The organism is Nostoc sp. UHCC 0870, from assembly GCF_022063185.1.
GTDB lineage: Bacteria > Cyanobacteriota > Cyanobacteriia > Cyanobacteriales > Nostocaceae > Trichormus.
In genome coordinates, this window is sequence record NZ_CP091913.1 from 1978795 (window position 1) to 2000061 (window position 21267).

Sequence of the window (21267 nt, forward strand, 5' to 3'; positions counted from 1 at the left end):
GAAGCCCTGACTACGAACTTCAAATCAAAATTTCTGATATTCCTGCCTAATTATTATGTCACTCCCAACACTTAAAATAGGGCAACACCAAACCCAATCAGCAGCAGCGCAACAAGACCTTTGGCAAGCCATTAAAAACGTTATTAGTTTACAAAATCAAGCACCGCCTTTAGTACCAGTTTCCAGAGATAATTCCTTACCCCTCTCTTTTCCGCAAGAAAGACTCTGGTTTTTACATCAACTAGAACCAAATCGTGCCTCAGCCTACAACATTCCTTTAGGATTAAGAATTACTGGAACTCTTGATATATCTGCTCTGCAAAACAGTCTCAACGAAATATTACGTCGTCACGAAGCTTTACGCACTACTTTTTCCTGCTCAGAAGGTAAACCAATTCAAGTCATTCACCCGCCTACTACCTTCGCATTTTCTATCGTTGACTTGCAAAATTTACCTCAACAACAACGAGAAACCGCAGCACTCAAATTAATTCAAGCAGAAACAAAAAAAACCTTTGACCTCACACAATTACCCCTGATTCGTGGAACTTTGTTTCAGTTAGAGGAAGAACAATATATCCTCCTGTTTACTGTTCACCATATTATTGTTGATGCTTGGTCTAAAGGGGTGCTATTTCAGGAATTGACCACACTTTACACTGCTTTTGCTAACGGTCAACCTTTACCCTTAACGGAACTAACTATCCAATATGCAGATTTTGCTTTTTGGCAACGTCAGTCACTCCCAAATGAGTTTCAAGAATTGTTACTGAACTACTGGAAACAACAACTAGGTAGTAATCTCCGTGAGTTAAATATTCCCACAGACCGTTCCCGTCCAGCTGTACCCAAATGCGGTAGTGCTTACAAAAAACTCATACTATCCCCAGAACTAACCAAAGGACTCAAAGGTTTAAGTCGTCAAGAGGGTGCAACTCTCTTTGTTACTTTATTAGCAGCCTTCAAGGTGCTACTTTATCGCTACACAGAACAAGAAGACTTGTTTGTCTGTAGTCCTATTGCCAACCGTAACCGCAAGGATATCAAACCACTAATTGGTTACTTTATCAATTTACTGATCTTCAGAACTCAGCTTAATCCCCATTCGTCCTTTCAAATCTTATTGAGTGAAGTTCGTAAGGTAGCTTCTGGCGGTTTTGCTCACCAAGATTTGCCAGTACAGCAGTTAATCAATTCTCTCAATTTGCTGCAAACGCCTTTATCGCGTGTGATGTTTGCATTGCAGAATACAGCAGTACATACTCTGCAATTACCAGGTATGGCTGTACAAAATCTAGATTTAGATTGTGCGAAAGCAGACTTTGATTTGTATCTGTATCTCATTGAAGAAGGCGATACTCTGGCGGCTGTCCTCAAGTACAACACAGATTTATTTGATGAGACAACCATTGCCCAAATGCTAGGAAATTACAAAATCATCTTAGATAATATTGTCCATGATCCAGGGCAGACTGTCTTATCATTGTTACCTCTCAGCATTGAAGAACAACAACAACTGCAAGCTAAACGAGTGAAACAGCTTGACAAGTCCAATCCTATACCAAGAACTTATATTGCTCCCCGCAACGCTGTAGAACTGAAGCTAACGCAGATTTGGAGTCAGGTTTTAGGCATTGATTCTATAGGCGTGCAAGATAACTTCTTTGAGTTGGGGGGACAATCATTAGTAGCGATGAGTTTGTTCACTCAAATTGAACAGGCTTTTGGTCAAACTCTACCTTTAGGTACTCTCATCCAAGCACCGACAATTGAGCAACTAGCTCAAATTCTTAGCCAAGCAACAGGTTCAGTCTCTTGGTCTTCATTAGTGCCAATTCAAACTCAAGGGACAAAACCCCCCTTCTTTTGTGTACATGGACAGCAGGGAAATGTCCTCAATTTTCGAGAATTAGTCCACTATTTAGGCGAAGATCAACCCTTCTACGGTTTGCAAGCGCAGGGTTTAGATGGGAAACAAGCCCCCTACTTCCGTATAGAAGATATGGCCGCCCACTACATCCAAGAAATCCGCACCATTCAACCCAAAGGGCCTTATTACCTGGGGGGGAACTCGATGGGGGGAACGATCGCCTTTGAGATGGCGCAACAACTCCAACAGCAAGGCGAAGAAGTTGCAGTGTTGGTTATGTTCGATACTTTCAATCAAGGGGCTTTTCCAAGATTATCATTCCGGCAACAGCATTATTGGGCTTATTTGTGGCAACTTGGGTTGTCTTTAGATTTATTAGCAGAATTGGGCGAATTGCTACAACGTCAGTTCCAAACGTTAATTTGCCACTTATATCTGCGTTCAGGAATGTCTTTACCTGCAAATTTGCGTCGTATGTTTGTACCAGAAGCTAATATGCAAGCCAAAAGAGCTTATACTGCCCAAGTATATAGCGCGGAACGCGATCGCATCATCCTATTTCGTGCCACTGAGCCGGCTGTCTTTTCAAAGCGGTATTTACCCACCCTAGAAGACTGGGAGAATCGCGATCCGCTTCATGGTTGGGGTGAATTAGCTGGTGCAGGACTGGAAATTCACGATGTCCCAGGCGACCACTATTCGATTTTTGCCCAACCCCATGTACAAACTTTAGCCACAAAATTAAGGGCTTGTTTAGCTACAGTGAAAAATTTATGAACTAACTGCATAAATCACTGACAACAAGGTGATAAATACGAGAAATCGGCGGCTAAAAGTTAATTCAGTTAATTAATTTTGTACCAGATATTCAACTTTAACTAGAGATATTTTATGAACAAAACTACTTATGATGTTGTTATTTGTGGTGGTGGTTTAGCAGGATCAACCTTAGCACGACAGCTAAAACTTATTATGCCTCACCTCTCAGTAGTTGTTCTAGACAGGATGGCACGCCCTTTACCAGAAGCTGCTTTTAAGGTGGGAGAATCCACGGTCGAGGTTGGTGCTTATTATCTAGCGGAGACTCTCCAGTTAACCGATTACTTGCAGAAATATCATTTACCCAAATTAGGACTGCGATTTTTCTTAGGTGATGCACACGGTAAATTTGAACAACGTCCCGAATTAGGACTAGCAGAATTTCATGCCCCATCTTCTTATCAAATTGACCGGGGAAGACTAGAAAACGACTTACGAAAGTTCAATATAGAAGCTGGTGTAGAGTTGTTAGAAAATGTCATGGTGCAAGCAATTGAAATAACTCATAACTCAGAAACTTTGCACCAAGTCACTTATACCCAAGGTAGTGATAAAACAACTCACACTATCCAAGCGCGTTGGGTCATTGATGCGATGGGTCGGCGGCGATTTTTACAAAAGCAACTGGGTTTAGCCAAAGCCAATAATTCTAAATATAGTGCGGTTTGGTTTTGGGTTGAAGGTAGGTTAGATATCAGCGATTTTGTGCCTGAAAGTAACACAGATTGGCACGATCGCGTTCCCAATCATCAACGTTATTACTCCACTAATCATTTGTGCGGTAAGGGCTACTGGGTCTGGTTGATTCCCCTATCCTCCAATTATACTAGTATCGGTATTGTCACTGATGAAGATATTCATCCTTTTGGTGAACATCATACATACGAACAGGCTTTCCAGTGGTTAGAAAAACATGAACCTGTTTTAGCATCCCATTTACAAGGGCATCAGCCCGAAAAGTTTATGAAGATGCCTAAGTATAGTTACTCTTCTAATCAAGTATTCTCTAGCGATCGCTGGGCTTGTGTCGGTGAAGCTGGTGTATTTCCTGATCCTTTCTATTCTCCCGGTACAGATTTAATTGGCTTTGGTAATTCCCTCGTTACCCAAATGATTGCACTCGACCAACAAAGCCAACTCAATCCAGAAATTATCAAAGATGCCAATCGCTTTTTATTAACCTACAGCGAAGGACTCAAAGGAAATATTCACAATATTTATTCCTGTTTTGACAACGAGCTAATTATGGCTGTCAAAGTCATCTGGGATACCTTAGCAGGTTGGGCATTTAGCGCACCCTTGATGTTTAATTCTATTTTCCTCGATGCAGACAAAAGAGCCAGAGTCAGGAAAGGTTCAGGGCAATTTTTCCTCCTAGCCCATCGAATACAGCAGCTATTCCGGGATTGGTCAGCAATGTCCTTACGCCGTGGCTCATTTGAGTTTATTGATTATTTGGATATGCCCTTTATTGCAGAATTGCGATCGCGCAATTTACAATCCCATAAAACCGAGCAGGAACTGATCGATGACCACATCGCTAGTCTGAAAATGTTTGAAGAATTAGCCCAAGTTATCTTCCTGTTGGCATTAGCAGATACTATGCCAGAAAAGTTAAATGATTTCCCTGAAGATATGTGGATAAATGCCTGGGCAATTAGTTTAACCCCAGATAAATGGGAAAAAAATGGCTTATTTAGACCCAATTCTCAACCGCGAAATCTACACCCTATTAAGGAACAATTTCAAAAAGTAATTAAGTTCCGTTCCCAAGTTAGAGCAATGGCTACTGTTTAATTATTCTTCAAAGTGTAGAGTATGAATCCTACAACAGTTTTAAAAACATCTATTTGCATTTTAGGTGCTGGTCCAGCAGGTATTTGCCTAGGTAATATTCTCCTACAAAATGGGATTGATTGTATTGTGATTGACAAATACAATCGGGAAGAAATTTATGCTAGAGGTCGAGCAGGGGCAATCGAAAGTACAACTTTTCAATTACTGCAAAAATATGGACTAGCTGATACAATCATTAAAAATGGCCGGATACAAAATAGTTGTGAATTTCGTTATCCCCACGGCAGTATTATCTTTGAATATAGCGATTTAAGTGAAGGAGATGTTCATTACATTTATCCCCAAAGCGACCTCAACGATGATTTAATTCAAAAATATATCGATGCAGGGGGGAAAATATTTTTACACCATGAAGGACAAAAAATTACTCAAACTGAAGATGGTATTACTGTTGAATGTTATGCTCAAGACCTTGATCAAAATGTCACCATTCAAGCTGACTTTGTAGCTGGTTGTGATGGATATCATGGATTAGCACGTCAATCAATTCCAGAGCAATTTGTCACTATCTACAATAAAGAATACAACTATCGTTGGTTAGCAATTTTAGCCTATGCACCACCCGCAGCCAACCATGCCATCTACGCCCTACATCCCGATGGCTTCGCCGCTTTTCTACTGCGTAGCAGCCAAGTTTCCCGGTTCTACTTACAAATTCCACTCCATGACGAATTAAAAGATTGGTCAGATAACAGAATCTGGGAAAATTTGCATAAACGTCTTGCTAAAGCAGGCTGGGAATTACCCACAGGAACAATCTTTGAAAAACGAATTATGGGATTGCGTAACTATGTCATAGAACCGTTAAGATACGAGCGATTATTCATGGCTGGCGATGCCGCCCATATTATTACACCAATGGGTGGTAAAGGATTAAATCTAGCTGTGCAAGATGCAGGTGTTTTAGCTGAAACCTTAGTAAGTTACTATCTAGAAAAACACGATATTTCATATCTAGAACGCTACTCTGAAATTCGTTTGCCCTATATTTGGCGCGCTCAAGAATTCTCCTATGGGCTACTAAATATGTTACACAAATCTGAAAGTGATAATCCAGACGATGTGCGCTTCCAACAGAAGTTAAGCGAAGCTAAATTGTTGCAATTAACTAAACCTACAACTTTTGCCAAAAACTTCGCAAGAAACTATGTCGGCATCATATAGTTTTGTACTGCAATATTCCAGAGGAGGAAGGGATAAAAACCCCTTATAACTACACATGAAATCAGCATTATTTGGTTTAATTGGTTCATTGGTTTTAACTTTGACAATTAGCTCTACTGCCAAAGCAGGCAGTATATCAGGGGCGCGACTACTGCCAGCAGAATTGATGGAGTATATTGAGAAGGCGGAAGCAGGTACTTTACCCGATCCTCTAACTCTTGGTAAAGAAACTCTCTGGGTCGCAGGTGGACGTAACACTTTTTTAGAGACAGTTGCAGACAACGGGGGTAAATATTCCGTATTTGATATATATGTTCCTCCCAATGTTGGCCCACCTCTGCACTTTCACAACCGCGAAGATGAGTGGTTCTATGTGGTAGAAGGAAATCCCAGTTTCCAACACCAAGACCATACCTTCCAAGCCAACCTCGGCACATTACTTTTCAGTCCTGAGTTTGAACTTCATGCCTTCTTGAATAAAACAAAAGACCCAGTGCGGATGCTGCTATTTTATGCACAGCCTCCAGAAAGTGATTCCACATTTGCCGGGAATATTGAAGAGTTCTTTAGGGAGGTAGGTCAAGAAGTTACCGATCCGTTTACTCCACCCCCATTTAATCCTGCTGAACTACTTATTTCTGGGCCGAAGTATGGATTATTCTTTCCTAGTACATTTGTTTTTACCGCACCTGAATTTACTAGCAACCAAGTCTCTATTCTGCGTACAGGCGCACCAGATGAAGCCGCTAGTGTAATTCTCAGTTTAGAGAATGGTCTAGATATCTCTGTAGAATTTGGTGCTGGTCAGTTCTTGCGAAATATTTCTCTCCCATTAGGCTTGGGTAATCAAACTCTCGATTTAACCTTGAAAGATCCCAGCGAAGGTTCATATCTAGGATTGCTGCAAAATAAGTCTGTTTTAAGAACTACCAGTGTCCCAGAGTCTTCATCCTCTATCGGTTTGTTAGCCTTTGGTGTCTTAGGTCTTGGTTTCTTACTCAAGAAAAAGCAACAGCAATTTAATCACATAGGTCAATTTCAATTCAAAAATGCCAAGATGCACACTTCGGAAATCTAGGAATGTCAAGGTTCTCAGACCACTTCTTAGACATAGTTAAAGCAAAATCAACCCTTCTTCAATTAATCACGACAAGAGGATATTTCCATGATTGATTTGTATACTCATAACACACCCAATGGTTACAAAATTTCGATTTGTTTGGAAGAGCTTGAACTTCCTTACTCCGTCAAAGTGGTTGATGTGCGCCAGGGTGAACAATTTAAAGATGAGTTTTTAGCATTAAATCCCAATGCCAAAATTCCGGTAATTGTTGACCATGAAACAGGACAAACAGTATTTGAATCTTGTGCAATTCTACTTTACTTAGCAGATAAAACTGGACGTTTAATTCCATCAGGTCAAGCTCGTTGGGAAGTAATTCAGTGGTTATTTTTTCAAGCTGCTTCTATTGGCCCAATGTTAGGACAACGCGCGCACTTTGCCTTGTTTGCTCCCGAAAAAATTCCTTACGCTATTGAACGCTACACCAAGGAAACTGAAAAACTATATGGTGTGTTGGAAGGTCGTTTGAAAGAACGCAAATATATCTGCGATGAATATTCGATTGTAGATATTTCCCATTGGGGTTGGATTTACACAGCTAAACGTATGGGCTTTAGCTTAGATCAATTTCCCAGTTTATCAGCATGGCACGATCGCATTGCTGAACGTCCCGCAGTTGCTAAAGGTATCACTATTCCCGCACCCTTACCCATGTAACATCAATACAAATTGACTAGCTTCACTTTCCCAGAGAGACCCAAGCAATAAGTTATACAACCCAGCCCACCTTATTACATATAGGGGCTGGGCTTTATATTAGACCTCTTGTTTAACAATTCAAAATTCAAAATTCAAAATTAAAGACAGTTGGAGTTAGGGATTTAAACCCCAACTCAACTGATACTACGTGTAGACGTAGGGGTCTTAAACCCTTGAATTTACGATAAATGCTTAAGCTGTCATGTTGAGCAATGCGAAACATCTCAAAGATTCTACATTTCATTCAGAACGACACATCTCATTTTCGGAATGCTATAAACAGGTTTATGAATCCCAGACGTAAAGTATATAAACTAACTGCATAAATCACCAAGTAATCTCTGATAAATCAATAAAGGCACGAATTCAGCCTATAAACATATATGCAGTTATCATCATAAATATAACTTATTATCCTTGCTAATGGGAACTATGATAAATCGATAGTATATCTAGTTATCATTGCCTTTGATTATCAAAAATGCCAAAATTGTTGTTAATTTTAATCGCTAGTAAAATTCAGGTAATTCAATTATATGGTGATACGCTCTAAAAGACCACTTGCTCAAAATCAAAAGCCCAAGCAACTTTTTTGGGGAATCCTCCAGCAAATATTTGCACCATTATGCGGTATTACTAGTATTTTAATACTTTGGTATTTGATCAGCCTTACTCCTGATACATCTTTACCTTCTCCTGTTGCAGTTATCAGCAATACTTGGGAATTAATTATTAACCCATTTTTTAATAAAGGTGGATTAAATAAAGGGTTCTTCTGGTTGATTCTTGCTAGCCTCAAACGAGTCATGTTTGGTTATTTGATAGCTGTAGTTATTGGCATCCCCATTGGTTTTTTGATTAGCCTGAATAAATTTTTAAGACAAGCTATAGATCCCGTCATTCAGATTTTGCGCCCTGTTGCACCTCTAGCTTGGCTACCTTTAGCCCAAGCTATATTTCTTAAACCAAATCCATCGGCTATTTTTGTAATCACTATTACTGCTATTTGGCCGATTATTCTCAATACCGCTTTGGGTGTACAAATGATTCCCAAAGATTATACTAATGTCTCAAAAATTTTAGGCCTATCATTTTTTGAGAATTTTTACAAAGTCTTGATCCCGGCAACACTACCTTACATTTTTACTGGGTTAAGAATTGCTATTGGTCTTTCTTGGTTAGCTGTTGTCGCGGCGGAAATGTTACTCGCCGATGATGGACTAGGCTTTTTTATTGTCGATGCTTATAACAATTCCAATATTAGTGAAATTATATTGGCAATTATCTATCTAGGTGTAGTTGGTCTGGTACTAGACAAAATTATGGCTTATATAGCTTTCAAAGTTACACCACAAGAATAGTCAAGTCGCTTTGCTCCAATTCAAAATTCAAAATTCAAAAAAGGTCATTAGTTATTTATTATCCTCTGTCACCTGTCACCTGTCACCTGTCCCCTGTCCCCTGTCATTGTGTACCACGATTTATTAGGAGATACTCCAATGCAGAATTTTGTCAAGATTCACAACATCAATAAAGAATATCGTGCGCCTAACGGTGAGAGAAACGTCATTCTCCAAGATATCAATTTAGAAATTAAGCAAGGAGATTTTATTTCTCTAATTGGTCATTCTGGTTGTGGTAAGTCTACCTTGTTGAATATTATTGCTGGTATGGATAAAGCTTCACGGGGTTATGTAGAAGTAGACGGTACACGAGTACAACGTCCAGGGTCAGATAGGATGATGGTATTTCAAAACTATTCGTTGTTACCGTGGTTAAGTGCTTGGGATAATGTGGCTTTAGCTGTTGATAAAGTATTATCTCATAAACCAAAAGTTGAACGCGATCGCATCATCGCTACTCACTTAGAAATGGTAGGTTTGAAAGATGCAGCCCGCAAAAAACCAGGACAACTTTCTGGGGGGATGAAGCAAAGAGTCGCCCTCGCCCGTGCTTTAGCAATTAAACCTAAACTATTGCTGTTAGATGAACCATTTGGGGCTTTAGATGCTCTCACCCGCAAAACTCTACAAGCGGAGTTGATGGATATTTGTAATCAGTCTCATATCACAACTATTATGGTGACTCATGATGTTGATGAAGCACTGTTGCTTTCGGATCGCGTGGTGATGTTGAACAATGGCCCGGCTGCTACTATTGGTCAAATTTTAGATGTCCCCTTTGGCCGTTCTCGCATTCCATCAGAAATTGTAGATCATCCTCTCTATCATGATCTGCGTCACGAATTGCTAAATTTTTTGCACCATCAGCAGCAAGTTCAATATAGAAAAGTTGAAAAGATACCGCTTGTTAAATCTGCGGTTTGAAGAAGACAAAAAACATTCTAATCACTTTTAAGATATGACAAAGTTTACTAGAAGAAATTTTATAGCAGCTGGTGGTGCAGCGTTTTTATCTACAACTCTTAGTCATCGTTCTGCGGCTATCCCATCTAATGCAGGTTTGTATGCTGGTAATGGTGATGCGCCCGAAGTAACAGGGGTAAAACTCGGTTTTATACCAGTGACTAGTGCTTGTCCCTTGATTGTGGCTAAAGCTAAGGGGTTTTTTGCCAAGCATGGAATGCCTAATGTTGAGGTGTTAAAACAACCTTCTTGGGCGGTGATGCGTGACAAACTGATGTTAGGTTCAGGTAATGAAGGGTTGGATGGCGCACATTTGCTGTTTCCAATGGTGTATTTGATGGCCACTGGTGAAATTAGCTATGGGCGTAAAGTTCCGATGTATATTTTGGCTCGGTTAAATCTTAATGGACAGGGTGTTTCTGTCACCAATGCTTATCAAGATTTAAAACTTGGGCTAGATAGTTCTTCACTCAAGTCGGTATTTGCTAAAAAAAGTTTAGGTGGGGAAAATGTGCGCTGTGCTATACCTTATCGCCGGGTGACAGGTGACTTTTTTATGCGTTGGTGGTTAGCTTATGGTGGGATTGATCCAGATAAAGACGTGTCATTGATTGTAGTTCCACCACCGCAGATGGTAGCGAATATGCGGGGCGGTTCAATGGATGCTTTTTGTGTGGTAGATCCTTGGCATCATCGCTTGATTAAACAAGGAATTGGTTACTCTACTGTTACTAGTGGCGAGTTATGGAATAATCACCCAGAAAAGGCTCTAGGAGTGCGTGCTGAATGGGTAGATAAACATCCCAAAGCAGCCAAGGCTTTATTAGCGGCTGTGTTGGAAGCGCAAATGTGGTGCGATCGCCCGGAGAATAAAGCAGAACTGTTTCAGATTTTATCTCAACGCCAGTGGATTGGAGTACCTAATGAATTTTTGCGCGATCGCCTCTTGGGTAAGTTTGATTATGGCAATGGACGCGTAGTTGAAAATAGCCCCCATGCGATTAAATTCTGGCGGGAAAATGCCTCCTATCCCTATAAAAGCCATGACTTGTGGTTCTTCATTGAAGATATGCGCTGGGGTAATCGCCCCAAAGATTTTAATCCCCAACCAATTATTAATACAGTCAATCGGGAAGACTTATGGCGAGAAGCCGCCAAACTCATCGGACAAGAAAAAGCCATCCCCGCTAGTACATCACGCGGAGTAGAAAAATTCTTTAACGGCTTAGAATTTGATCCCCAAAATCCCCAAGCTTATCTCAATGCTCCCAAAATTCGGAGTTAGTTATTTTAGGGATTTCCAAGAAATAAATTATCCAAGATAAACTAACCACAGAGACGCAGAGAACACAGAGAGAGGAGAAATAGAGAGAATTTTTGCGTCAGCTTTGGGATATTTTTTTATTTGGAAGTCCCTTATTAGTCATTAGTTATTATCTCCCCAATCCCCAGTCCCCAATCCCCAAAATAGTAGCTAAATACACAGATATTCGCTATATTCCCCTAGGTAGCTATTGGTGAGTATTTGTATGGGAAGACGTGGAAAAAGTCTCAAACTGGTTGCTGGTTTCTTGAGCGCACTGGCTGTAACACAGTTTTTTGGGGTTAACACCTCTGCAAAGGCGGCTGATACGGTGGTGGTGCGTTATGGCTTGTTTGCAGAATCAATTCCTCTGGCTGATTTGCAAACCGCCGCTAGAACAGGAGAATTTCCCAGCAGTTTAAATACGATTACTAAGCGGTTATCTGAAGAACAGCGTCGCTCTCTTTTGGGGATGCTGAGAATGAGAATACCTCTAAATGTGGTGACTCTGAGTAGGTTACTTAATACCCAGATAGGTACAACTATCCTCAACGACCTCTCAACGGCTGTAGTTCGCAAAGATAAAGCGGGTGCAGAAGCTTTAAGAGCTGCGTTGGTACTAGGCTCTACTTCTTCTCAGGGTCTATCTATGCTCAGTTTTATTGCTGCTTATCCAAGTCAACGCTTGGAAATTAATGTTCCCCAGGCTTTTGCTGTGATGGGAAGCTTCAATAATGCTTTTTGGCGTACTCAGCAGTTCATGCTTTCCCTGTCTCCCCAACTTGCGCCTAAATCTTCCCAAATTAATTTACCCTTTGACCCCAGCCAACCAGGTAGCGCGTCTGTACAAGTGCTGAACTTGAATTTTAATGATCAAACGCGGACTCGCAATATTCCTGTTGATGTTTACTGGTCAACTGCGGCCAATGCCAACAAACCTCTAATTGTATTTAGTCATGGTTTGGGATCAATTCGCACTGATTTACGCTATTTAGCAGAACATCTGGCTTCCCACGGTTATATAGTTGCAGCTTTAGAACATCCTGGTAGTAATCAAACTAACACTAATTTAGCTATTCAAGGTAAAACCAGAATTGTTAAACCCCAAGAGTTTTTAGAACGTCCTAAAGATATTAGTTTTGTTTTAGATGAGTTAGCAAAGGTCAATCAAACAGCAGGTAATTCTCTAGAAGGGAAACTAGCCACTAATAACGCGATGGTGGTGGGTTATTCTTTTGGTGGTGGGACGGCTTTAGCACTGGCTGGAGGCGAATTACAACTAGCCGGACTCAAGCAACGGTGTCAGAAAAAATTAGCTACTTTCAGTATTGGGGAAACTATCCAATGTATTGCCCAAGAATTGCCCGAAAATACCTATCAACTGCGGGACAATAGAATTAAACAAGCGATCGCACTTAGTCCGACAACCTCATTAATGTTTGGCGACACTGGTTTAGCTAAAGTAGAAGTACCTACCTTGATTTTGGCTAGTTCCGCAGATAAAACCACCCCGGCTTTAACTGAACAAATCATGGGATTTAGTAAAATTACCTCTCCCAAATGGTTAGCGGGTGTGATTGGTGGAACACATTTAAGTGTCAAAGACCCCAGCACCACCTTAGACCAAGCAGATCAACCCAATACACCCCTGAGTGGCGGTGAAATTGTCGGTGAACAAGCTGCTGATGTGCGAAAATTTGTACAGGCGATCGCTTTGGCAATGGCAGCACAACTTACACCCGAAGCTGAAAAATACGCGATTTTTCTCACTCCAGATTATGCTCAGGCAGCATCTACAAAGGTCTTTCCTTTCCGCATAGTTAGAGATATTCCAACCCCTGTCTTTAAGTAATGAGTAATGAGTAATGAGTAATCAGTAAATCCCATTACTTATTACTCATTTAATCCCGACTCCCGACTCTCCACTACCTCATCCATAATTCTGTAAAAGGTCAGCGCAGTATTACCGTAAACCTTTTCACGACAAATTTCCCAGTTGGGAATTACTATCTCTGTCCACCCTTGAGGATTATGCTCAACAGCGATTTCACCATTGGCATCTAATAATTGATAGTGAGCGATCGCTTCTAATACCTGCTGATATAATCCACTAGCATAGGGTGGGTCAAAATAAATTCTGTCAAACTGCTGCCCTGATAAGTGCTTTAGCTGCTGGATGACATCGCCGCGCAATACTTGCCATTTTTGATTTGACTGTGCCACTGTCTGCCAATTCTGTTGAATCACAGCACAGGCGCGGCTTGATTTTTCAATTCCGACCACCAAACTGGCTTCTCGACACAAAGCTTCTGCACCCATTGAACCCGTACCGGTGCATAAATCCAGCCAGCGACAACCTGATATTTCTCCCTGCCAAATATTAAAAACTGCTTCCCTAACCCGCGCACTGGTGGGTCGGGTTTCTTGCCCTGGTAAAGTTTTAATTTGGCGATTCCCGTAAATTCTTAGACTCATTAGTCAATCGTCAACAGTCAATAGTTAATAGTCAATAGTATGTAGCAAAAACATAATGACTGAGGACAAATGAAGAACCTCTAAGTTTTAACTTCATATTATGCGGCGATTTTTTCCCGTACTTGCGAAACGAAATTAGACAAAATTTGCAACCCAATATTCGAGGATTTTTCTGGGTGAAATTGTACTGCCATCAGGTTTTCATGGGCAATGGCAGCTGTAATGGTTTGCGTACCGTGGGTAACAGTTGCAGCCCGGATTTGCGCCTCAATAGGGTCAACATAGTAGGAATGCACAAAATATACCCAAGGGTCATGGGGTAAATGCTCCCACAAAATACTTTTTGGCTGAGTTAATTGCAGCTGATTCCAACCCATGTGGGGAATTGTAATTCCCGGTTCATGGACAAACCGCCGCACTTTTCCCTTGACAATTCCTAGTCCTGGTTGCGTTCCTTCGGCACTGGATTCAAAGAGAATTTGTAGTCCTAAACAGATGCCTAAGAAGGGTTTGCCAGATGCGATTGTATCTTTAATCGGTTGCTCTAAATCTCGCTCGCGGATATGTTGCATTGCCGGATCAAATGCTCCCACTCCTGGCAAGACAACGGCATCGGCTTGAGCTAATTCCTTGGGGGAATGAGTAATTTTAGGAGTCGCTCCAGCTTTTTCTAATCCCTTACAAACAGAATGCAAATTTCCCATGTCATAGTCTACAACCGCAATAACTGGCATCGACTTTCTCCTTGTAAATTATTTATGGAGGGTTTTTCTATTCTAAATAATATTTTCCATGAAGAAAAGAATACTATTAACTTCTTTTGACACTTGGCTTGATGATCAGCACTCAAATTCTTCTGATGATTTATTATTTGAAGTCTCTAAACTTGACTCACTCCCCTATGATTTAAAATTTTTGCGCCTGTTACCTGTAGATATCGAGCTTGCTAGTTATCGGGTGATGGCAAAAATAGAGACATACCAACCAGATTACATCGTCTGTTGTGGCATGGCTGCTAGTCGGCAAAAATTAAGTCTAGAACTTGGTGCTAGGCGTGGAGAAAGCTTTTTACAGACAACAATTGATGTCAAAAAATTAGTGTCAGGAGCAAAGGCAACTTATATTAGTGACGACTGCGGTAAATTTGTTTGTGAAGGCCTTTATTATTCCGTACTGAACTACTTAGAACAAAATAAACTGGCGGCACATTGTATATTTGTTCATGTTCCAGTTTTAAATCAAGAAAATTTTATAGAGATTTTGACAGATTTCTTATTAATTATTCACAATATCGCACTTTTATAAGTCGCTAGCGTCAAAGCGGGAGCAGGGTAGACAAGGGAAATTATATTGACTATCGGGACTTAAACATTTTTGAGTCATAAAAAAACCTCAAACTCATACAGGGCATTCTTGTGTTCGCGTAGTGTTCCCGCAGAGTAGCAAAAATCCCACGGCTTTAGCCGTAGGATTGTCAACCTTAGAAAGTGAAGGTGGTTCTGAAAGTACCAATCACAGCATCATTTTTATTAGTTTGACCATGTTTGGTTAATCAAAACGGGTTTCTGTTGAGGCATCAACTGTTTGCCAAATTTGGCGTAGAGAGCCGGAATAACTAATAAAGTCAAAGCTGTAGATGTAAATAAACCGCCTAAAACGACAATTGCCAAGGGTTGCAGAATTTCATTTCCAGCCCCACTGGCGATCGCCAAAGGCAGCATCCCTAGCGCAGAAGTGAGTGCAGTCATCAAAATGGCATTAACTCGTTCTAGAGAACCGTTGACAATCACATCTTTAAGGAGCATTCCCTGAGCAAACTTATTGTTATAGTTGTCTACCAACAACAAGCCATTGCGGACAGCAACACCAAATAGGGTAATGAAACCGATTAGAGAAGCGATCGAAATCACACCGCCACTCAAGGCAATGGAGATAATACCACCCACCAAAGCCAAAGGCAGATTGAGCATGATGGCGATTGTCGCGGAGAGTGATTTAACGGAGAAGAACATCAACACCGCAATGGCGATCGCTGCCAAAATACTAAATACCAGTAGATTATTAGTAGCACGCTGCTCTGACTCAAACTGTCCACCGTACTGGATGAAGTAGCCATTGGGGAGTTTGATTTTCTGTTGAATTTGGGACTGAATATCGCCAACGACACTGCCCAAATCGCGATCGGCGACGTTTGCCGAAACAACTATCAGCCGTGATACATCTTCCCGATTTACAACATTTGCTCCCATCCCGTACTCTACTTTCGCAACCGCACCCAGTTGGATAGTTTGACCAGTTGGGGTAATGATGGGAATAGCGCGAATGGCATCTAAACTATTGCGGGCTTTCTCCGTCAAAGAGATAGAAATATCAATAAGCTGCTGATTTTCTGCCACTTGCGACACTACACGACCATTCAAGGCAGTTTCCACAACGTTTGATAACTGCTCCATACTCAATCCATAGGTTGCAGCAGCCGTGCGATCATAATGAATTTGTACCTGACGAATGGGCAGTTGGGGTTCAAGCTGCAAGTCTACAATTCCGGTAATGGGCTGAATCACATCTCGCACTTGTTCGCCAATCTTTCGCAGTTCAATTAAATCAGGGCCAAAGATTTTCACAGCGATCGCACTTCTGACCCCAGACAGCACTTCATCCATGCGGTGAGAAATAAATCCACCAATATTAGATGCTACACCAGGCAGTTTATTGAACTCCTGCCGCAATTGTTTAATACTGGCTTCGCGGTCTTGGAGGGCGCGATCGCTCAGTTCTACGTCCACATGAGCCATGCTCACCCCCGCCCCATCTGCATCTCCTGGAGCGCGTCCTGCCCGTATCTGCACCCACTCATACAAAGGATTATCTTTAAGCGCACTAGACAGTGCTATCCCAGCCCGATTGGTCATATCTAGGGAAACCCCTGGAAATAAAACCATTGAATTGACCAATGATTTCTCCTGAAATTCGGGGAGAAACACCCGTCCGAGGGAGGGAACGATCGCAAAAGCAGCAACCAAGGCTGCAAGTGCTACACCCAGAATAATTTGAGGCGATCGCAGCGATAGATTTAACAATGGACGATACAACCGTTCTGCCCAACGGGAAATGAATGTACCTTCTTGCGGTAGGGTTTGGTTTGCCAGCAGAATTGCACACAGGGCAGGTGAAAGGGTCATGGCCACCAAAGTAGACGCGCAGATTGAAAGCAAATATGCAAAACCCATCGGTGCAAAAATGTTGCCTTCAACGCCCGTCAAACTAAAAATTGGTGCAAACACGACTACGATAATCACCGTGGAAAAAATCACGGCTAACCGCACCTGTACAGAGGTTTCATACACTACCTGAAAGGGATGCTTCGGGTTGCCCTGCGCCTGATTGGTTCGCAGTCCGCGATAGCAGTTCTCCATGTCCACGATTGAGTCATCCACAACTGAACCAATGGCTACGACTAAACCGCCCAAGGTCATAGTGTTAATGCCCAAGCCAAAAGCTTTCATGAACATTAAGCCAATCAACAGTGACAGAGGAATTGCACTCAGAGTAATTACGGCAGTACGCCAATTCATCAGAAATAACAGCATAATCACTGACACGATGATGATGCCTTGAATTAGGGAACTGCTGACATTGGCAATGGCAGTATCAATAAAGTTAGACTGCCGGAACGTCCGCGCCAACTGCACATCAGGGGGAAAGGTGGATTGCAAAGATTGCAACACCGTTTCTACTGCTTTTGTCACCGTGGGGGTATCAACATCAGGCTGTTTGTTAATCATCATTACCACAGCCGGTTGCCCATTAAAACTAGCATCTCCCCGCTTCAGTGCCGCACCCGTTTTGACTTCCGCCACATCTTTGAGCAAAATCGGTTTCCCTTCTTGCACCTTGACCACAGATTGCTGCAAGTCTGCAATTGATTTTACCTGCCCAATACCCCGCACCAACAGTTCTTGACCACCACCAATTAAGAATCCACCAGGAGCGTTGGAATTTGCGCCTTTGGCAGCATTGGTCACTTCGGTCAGCGAAACATTGAGCGATCGCAATTTTTCTGGATCAACTAACACTTGTTCCTGTCGTTCATCCCCACCGTAAACGGTGACTTGGGTGACTCCCGGTACAGACAAAATTTGGTTGCTCAGGGTAGTATCCACCAGACGGCGCAAGTCCATCAGCGAGGTTTTCCCCTGCCCATTCACAGTAAAGGCATACTGTAAAATCGTACCCAATGGCGATGCTAACGGTGAAATTTCCGGCGGATGCACCCCTTCAGGTAACTGATTTGTCACCTGCTGGAGTCGTTCTGTTACCGATTGCCGGGCTTTATAAATATCGGCTTCTTGGTCAAAGACCACCTGCACCATCGATAGCCCGACTTTGGAGGAAGAACGCACCGTAGTCACCCCCGGCAAACCATTCACCGCGCTTTCAATCGGCACGGTAATTTGTGATTCCACTTCCTCTGGAGCTAATCCAGTTGCTTCGGTGTGAATATCCACCTGGGGGGGCGCAAATTCAGGAAAAACGTCCAGTGGCATCTGGGTGACAGTGAACACTCCCCAGACCGTTACTAGAATCGCACAGATAACTATAAACCAACGCTGGACAATTGAGGTTTTGAGAATCTGATTGAGAATGGAGTTCAACATCTCAATTAAACGCCTCCCTTGTTCTTGCGATTGCCTACGATAAGGGCGATCGCTCCGCCCACAAGCACAACTCCACCACCAACTCCTGCTACAATACCCATTGGGAATCCGCCCGATTGCTGAGTTGTTTCACCAGCCTGTGAGACGAGATTACCGCTAGCATCATGGCTATGAGGTATTCCTTTAGCATCTGCCTGAGCATGGGCTGCATCAGTTTTAGGAGTGGCACTTGCAACTGGACTGGGTGCTGTATCGGCGGTTTGAGTTTTGCGCGATTCAGCATAGAGCGACAAACTACCTTGGGTAACGAGCTTTTCCCCAACTGACAATCCTTTGGTGACAGCGATTAGTTCGCCTTTAGTCGCGCCGGTGGTGACTTCTACTGGCTCATAAAAATTCTTATACTGCACAAAGACTATCTGCTTGCCATCAGCATCAACCAATGCCGTCACCGGAATCATGACAGCAGATCCAGCTTTGGCAGAGGAGGCGATCGGCGTGACAACAATACCTAATAGTTGATCGGTTTGGGAATTGACTTTCACGCGATCAATGCCGCCCGTTGCTTGAAATTCATCACCATGTCCAACGTGAGCAAATACAACTGTGGGAGCACTGATAATTAAACTGGCTGCCAGAATGGAACTCACTAGCATAAAAGGTTTCATAATCACTCCTCACAATGGATACTTAATTAAACAAAAGTTCTTCATAGTTTGCCAAAGGGCAGATGAAATCCAGGTGAAATGGCAGAAGTTTTTGTAAGATCAGAGCTTCGTGGGGGTGTTAAATAATAAGCAGGTGCTAAAGATTTGAGGAGGCAGGATGGCATTCTACGATGTGATTGGTAAAACCTATGCTCAAACAAGAAGAAGTGATCCACGCATCACTAAGAAATTGCTAAGGATGTTATACGGCAAAATTCTTGGTAACACCAAGGGATATACGGAAAAATTCCATATAATCCTCCCGTGAAAGGTGGTTATACGGAAAAGTTCGGTGTAATACCCAGATAGGGATGTAAAAAAGAAGTTTTCCGTATATTCAGACAGGAGTTCGTTGTAATGCTTGATATATAATGGTTTTTGTTGAAAAACCTAGAATCTAATGAAATTTTGGTTTAAATGGATTGCCATAGGTTTTCTATTTCCAGTGATCATCCTGTTTTTAGGACTTTTTCTTTATGAGTATTGGTCAAGAATCTACTTGGCAAAAAAGTACCCGCCACCAGGTCAATTAGTCGATGTTGGAGATTCTGATTCTAAGAGGCTTCGGCAACGCAAACTGCACCTGCATTGTGAGGGTGAGGGAGATGTGACAGTTGTATTAGAAGATGGGCTAGGGCCGATTGGCTCACTAGGTTGGGGAAAAGTGCATCCGCCTGTAGCCCAGTTTACAAAGGTTTGTGCCTACGATCGAGCAGGAATTATGTGGAGTGACCCCAGCCCACATCCTCCTACAGCAGACAAAATTGCCCAAGACTTACATACAGCTTTGAATCAGGCTGGTATTAACCCACCCTATGTGTTGGTGGGGCTTTCTATGGGCGGTATCTATAGTCGGGTCTTTGCTGAACGGTATCCTGATGAAGTGGTAGGCATGATCTTGGTGGATTCAGCCCATCCAGAACAGGAGGAGCGCTTTCCTCCTGCACCAGTAAACCTTAAACCTTCCCCAATCAACTTATGGTTGACCCGGCAATTGGCGACAATGGGAATCCTGCGCTTAAGTCATCATTTACCGAATCCCAACGCTAAACGCATTCCTCCAGAAATGCTACCAAAGCTTAAAGCCTTTTTTCCGCAATCTGTCCGTGCAGTGCAAGCTGAAGCGAAATTGTTTCATGAAAATCTGCATCGAGTAAAAGGAAGGAAATCATTGGGCGATCGCCCCTTAATTGTGTTGACAGCAGCGAAGCCCGTTCCCTTGGATAAGGTTCCCCGTGGCTTTACGAAAGAGTATCTTCAAAAGGAAAGAGGCGTTTGGCAAGAACTCCAAGCTGAACTTTCAGCCCTATCTGCGAGGAGCCGACATATTATTTCAGAGGAGAGCAGTCATCTCATGTATTTTGATCAGCCAGAATTGATCATAGATGCTATTCATGATGTCGTAAACGAAGTTTTACGGGATCATGAGTTGTAACTAAATAAGAAGTGGCGATTCGCCTTTAATTAATTTATCGAGGTTGGCTAAACCTTGAAAGCTTACTGAGGGATAACCGCTCCCATGCTCCCAGTGAAGTAAGAAATAAATGTCTAGACTTGTCTAGGATTTATATAGCAGCCAACTAACAAAGATACGCCCAGAGGTGGGTTGGTCATCTATACAAATTACCTTTAACCTTGATGAATCGCTTCTCAACGAAGCTTTTCAACTGACTAACCTCACCACCCAAGAAGAATTGATGAATCTTGCTCTACAAAAATTCGTGAGATCGCGCCGTAAGAAAAACCTTCTCGACCTTGCGGGACAGATTCAATTTGCCCCAGGTTTTGATTATCAAGCCCTACGTGAAAATCGTCATGTTGCTGAAGGAGGAGAGAATGAGTGTTTCCATTATCAATGAAGTGATCAAACGGCTAGAAATAATGCCGCAGCATTTGCAACAACGAGTGCTTGAATTTACTCAAGCGTTAGTAAAAGCTGAAGTTCGAGGAACTCCAGGGCAGCAATTACTACGTTTTGCAGGTTCAATCCCTCCGGACGATCTCCAGGTAATGCGTGAGGCGATCAAGCAGGATTGTGAACGGGTAGATGTCGATGAGTGGTAGGTATTTGCTCGATACCAACATCATCATTGCTCTTTTTGCAGATGAAGCGATCGTCAAAAGCAATCTTGCTCAAGCCAACGAAGTTTTCATTCCAAGTTTTGTGATTGGTGAGTTGTGTTATGGAGCCAGGATGAAATCCAGGTGAAATGACAGATGTTTTTG

The 21267-nt window shown here is 42.2% G+C and carries 18 protein-coding genes; 14 read left to right on the forward strand and 4 right to left on the reverse strand.

The features are described from left to right. The first annotated feature begins 55 nt into the window (after positions 1–55). The 9 genes from L6494_RS08600 (at position 56) to L6494_RS08640 (ending at position 13053) form a co-directional block, all read left to right on the forward strand. Positions 56–2647 carry a condensation domain-containing protein gene (locus L6494_RS08600; RefSeq protein WP_237993809.1) on the forward strand — a complete coding sequence of 864 codons (2592 nt, stop codon included), beginning with the start codon at positions 56–58 and terminating at the stop codon, positions 2645–2647. Positions 2648–2761: 114 nt separating this feature from the next. Further along, positions 2762–4486, forward strand: coding sequence for an NAD(P)/FAD-dependent oxidoreductase (locus L6494_RS08605; protein ID WP_237993811.1), 1725 nt, complete (start codon positions 2762–2764; stop codon positions 4484–4486). 21 nt (positions 4487–4507) lie between these two features. Then, entirely contained in the window at positions 4508–5710 is a 1203-nt protein-coding gene (locus L6494_RS08610; protein ID WP_237993813.1) for a 4-hydroxybenzoate 3-monooxygenase, read from the forward strand. Between the two features lie 55 nt (positions 5711–5765). Continuing rightward, positions 5766–6788 (forward strand): cupin domain-containing protein, encoded by a 1023-nt coding sequence (locus L6494_RS08615; protein ID WP_237993815.1) that lies wholly within the window; start codon positions 5766–5768, stop codon positions 6786–6788. Positions 6789–6875: 87 nt separating this feature from the next. Then, positions 6876–7490: a glutathione S-transferase family protein gene (locus L6494_RS08620; protein ID WP_237993817.1), complete on the forward strand. Its 615-nt coding sequence runs from the start codon at positions 6876–6878 to the stop codon at positions 7488–7490. Between the two features lie 578 nt (positions 7491–8068). Next, positions 8069–8893, forward strand: a complete 825-nt coding sequence (gene ntrB, locus L6494_RS08625) for a nitrate ABC transporter permease (protein WP_237993819.1) — start codon at positions 8069–8071, stop codon at positions 8891–8893. A 138-nt stretch (positions 8894–9031) separates the two neighbouring features. Then, entirely contained in the window at positions 9032–9859 is an 828-nt protein-coding gene (locus L6494_RS08630; RefSeq protein WP_237993821.1) for an ABC transporter ATP-binding protein, read from the forward strand. 34 nt (positions 9860–9893) lie between these two features. Beyond that, positions 9894–11183 (forward strand): CmpA/NrtA family ABC transporter substrate-binding protein, encoded by a 1290-nt coding sequence (locus L6494_RS08635; RefSeq protein ID WP_237993823.1) that lies wholly within the window; start codon positions 9894–9896, stop codon positions 11181–11183. 244 nt (positions 11184–11427) lie between these two features. Further along, on the forward strand, positions 11428–13053 hold the full coding sequence (locus L6494_RS08640) for an alpha/beta hydrolase (RefSeq protein WP_237993826.1): 1626 nt from the start codon (positions 11428–11430) through the stop codon (positions 13051–13053). A 41-nt stretch (positions 13054–13094) separates the two neighbouring features. Here the strand turns inward: L6494_RS08640 and rsmD are convergent, their stop codons facing one another. Continuing rightward, positions 13095–13676 carry a 16S rRNA (guanine(966)-N(2))-methyltransferase RsmD gene (gene rsmD / locus L6494_RS08645; protein WP_237993828.1) on the reverse strand — a complete coding sequence of 194 codons (582 nt, stop codon included), beginning with the start codon at positions 13674–13676 and terminating at the stop codon, positions 13095–13097. A gap of 98 nt (positions 13677–13774) precedes the next feature. Then, on the reverse strand, positions 13775–14410 hold the full coding sequence (gene hisH / locus L6494_RS08650) for an imidazole glycerol phosphate synthase subunit HisH (protein WP_237993831.1): 636 nt from the start codon (positions 14408–14410) through the stop codon (positions 13775–13777). Between the two features lie 58 nt (positions 14411–14468). Here hisH and L6494_RS08655 point away from each other — a divergent pair, with 58 nt between their 5' ends. Further along, positions 14469–14981 carry a pyroglutamyl-peptidase I family protein gene (locus tag L6494_RS08655; RefSeq protein ID WP_237993833.1) on the forward strand — a complete coding sequence of 171 codons (513 nt, stop codon included), beginning with the start codon at positions 14469–14471 and terminating at the stop codon, positions 14979–14981. 224 nt (positions 14982–15205) lie between these two features. Here L6494_RS08655 and L6494_RS08660 read toward each other — a convergent pair whose 3' ends face one another. Together L6494_RS08660 and L6494_RS08665 are read right to left on the reverse strand one after the other, a co-directional pair. Further along, complete coding sequence (locus tag L6494_RS08660) at positions 15206–18334, reverse strand: efflux RND transporter permease subunit (protein WP_237993834.1); 3129 nt, start codon at positions 18332–18334, stop codon at positions 15206–15208. Between the two features lie 5 nt (positions 18335–18339). Further along, the gene (locus L6494_RS08665) at positions 18340–19002 is read right to left on the reverse strand and encodes a cobalt transporter (protein WP_237993836.1); all 663 of its coding nucleotides are present in this window, start codon (positions 19000–19002) and stop codon (positions 18340–18342) included. 439 nt (positions 19003–19441) lie between these two features. Here L6494_RS08665 and L6494_RS08670 point away from each other — a divergent pair, with 439 nt between their 5' ends. From L6494_RS08670 to L6494_RS08685, 4 genes are all read left to right on the forward strand, one after another. Further along, complete coding sequence (locus tag L6494_RS08670) at positions 19442–20476, forward strand: alpha/beta fold hydrolase (protein WP_237993839.1); 1035 nt, start codon at positions 19442–19444, stop codon at positions 20474–20476. Between the two features lie 166 nt (positions 20477–20642). Beyond that, positions 20643–20900, forward strand: a complete 258-nt coding sequence (locus L6494_RS08675; RefSeq protein ID WP_237993841.1) for a type II toxin-antitoxin system VapB family antitoxin — start codon at positions 20643–20645, stop codon at positions 20898–20900. Beyond that, positions 20878–21105, forward strand: coding sequence for a hypothetical protein (locus tag L6494_RS08680; RefSeq protein WP_237993843.1), 228 nt, complete (start codon positions 20878–20880; stop codon positions 21103–21105). The genes L6494_RS08675 and L6494_RS08680 overlap by 23 nt, the downstream gene beginning before the upstream one ends. Next, positions 21095–21250, forward strand: coding sequence for a PIN domain-containing protein (locus L6494_RS08685; RefSeq protein ID WP_237993845.1), 156 nt, complete (start codon positions 21095–21097; stop codon positions 21248–21250). The genes L6494_RS08680 and L6494_RS08685 overlap by 11 nt, the downstream gene beginning before the upstream one ends. Positions 21251–21267 lie beyond the last annotated feature (17 nt).

Coding starts and splice junctions, on each gene's coding strand:
- L6494_RS08605 (WP_237993811.1), top strand. CDS start 2,762: ATGAACAAAACTACTTATGATGTTGTTATTTGTGGTGGTGGTTTAGCA.
- L6494_RS08660 (WP_237993834.1), bottom strand. CDS start 18,334: ATGTTGAACTCCATTCTCAATCAGATTCTCAAAACCTCAATTGTCCAG.
- L6494_RS08615 (WP_237993815.1), top strand. CDS start 5,766: ATGAAATCAGCATTATTTGGTTTAATTGGTTCATTGGTTTTAACTTTG.
- L6494_RS08630 (WP_237993821.1), top strand. CDS start 9,032: ATGCAGAATTTTGTCAAGATTCACAACATCAATAAAGAATATCGTGCG.
- L6494_RS08685 (WP_237993845.1), top strand. CDS start 21,095: ATGAGTGGTAGGTATTTGCTCGATACCAACATCATCATTGCTCTTTTT.
- L6494_RS08600 (WP_237993809.1), top strand. CDS start 56: ATGTCACTCCCAACACTTAAAATAGGGCAACACCAAACCCAATCAGCA.
- L6494_RS08635 (WP_237993823.1), top strand. CDS start 9,894: ATGACAAAGTTTACTAGAAGAAATTTTATAGCAGCTGGTGGTGCAGCG.
- L6494_RS08655 (WP_237993833.1), top strand. CDS start 14,469: ATGAAGAAAAGAATACTATTAACTTCTTTTGACACTTGGCTTGATGAT.
- ntrB (WP_237993819.1), top strand. CDS start 8,069: ATGGTGATACGCTCTAAAAGACCACTTGCTCAAAATCAAAAGCCCAAG.
- L6494_RS08665 (WP_237993836.1), bottom strand. CDS start 19,002: ATGAAACCTTTTATGCTAGTGAGTTCCATTCTGGCAGCCAGTTTAATT.
- rsmD (WP_237993828.1), bottom strand. CDS start 13,676: ATGAGTCTAAGAATTTACGGGAATCGCCAAATTAAAACTTTACCAGGG.
- L6494_RS08620 (WP_237993817.1), top strand. CDS start 6,876: ATGATTGATTTGTATACTCATAACACACCCAATGGTTACAAAATTTCG.
- L6494_RS08680 (WP_237993843.1), top strand. CDS start 20,878: ATGAGTGTTTCCATTATCAATGAAGTGATCAAACGGCTAGAAATAATG.
- L6494_RS08640 (WP_237993826.1), top strand. CDS start 11,428: ATGGGAAGACGTGGAAAAAGTCTCAAACTGGTTGCTGGTTTCTTGAGC.
- hisH (WP_237993831.1), bottom strand. CDS start 14,410: ATGCCAGTTATTGCGGTTGTAGACTATGACATGGGAAATTTGCATTCT.
- L6494_RS08670 (WP_237993839.1), top strand. CDS start 19,442: ATGAAATTTTGGTTTAAATGGATTGCCATAGGTTTTCTATTTCCAGTG.
- L6494_RS08610 (WP_237993813.1), top strand. CDS start 4,508: ATGAATCCTACAACAGTTTTAAAAACATCTATTTGCATTTTAGGTGCT.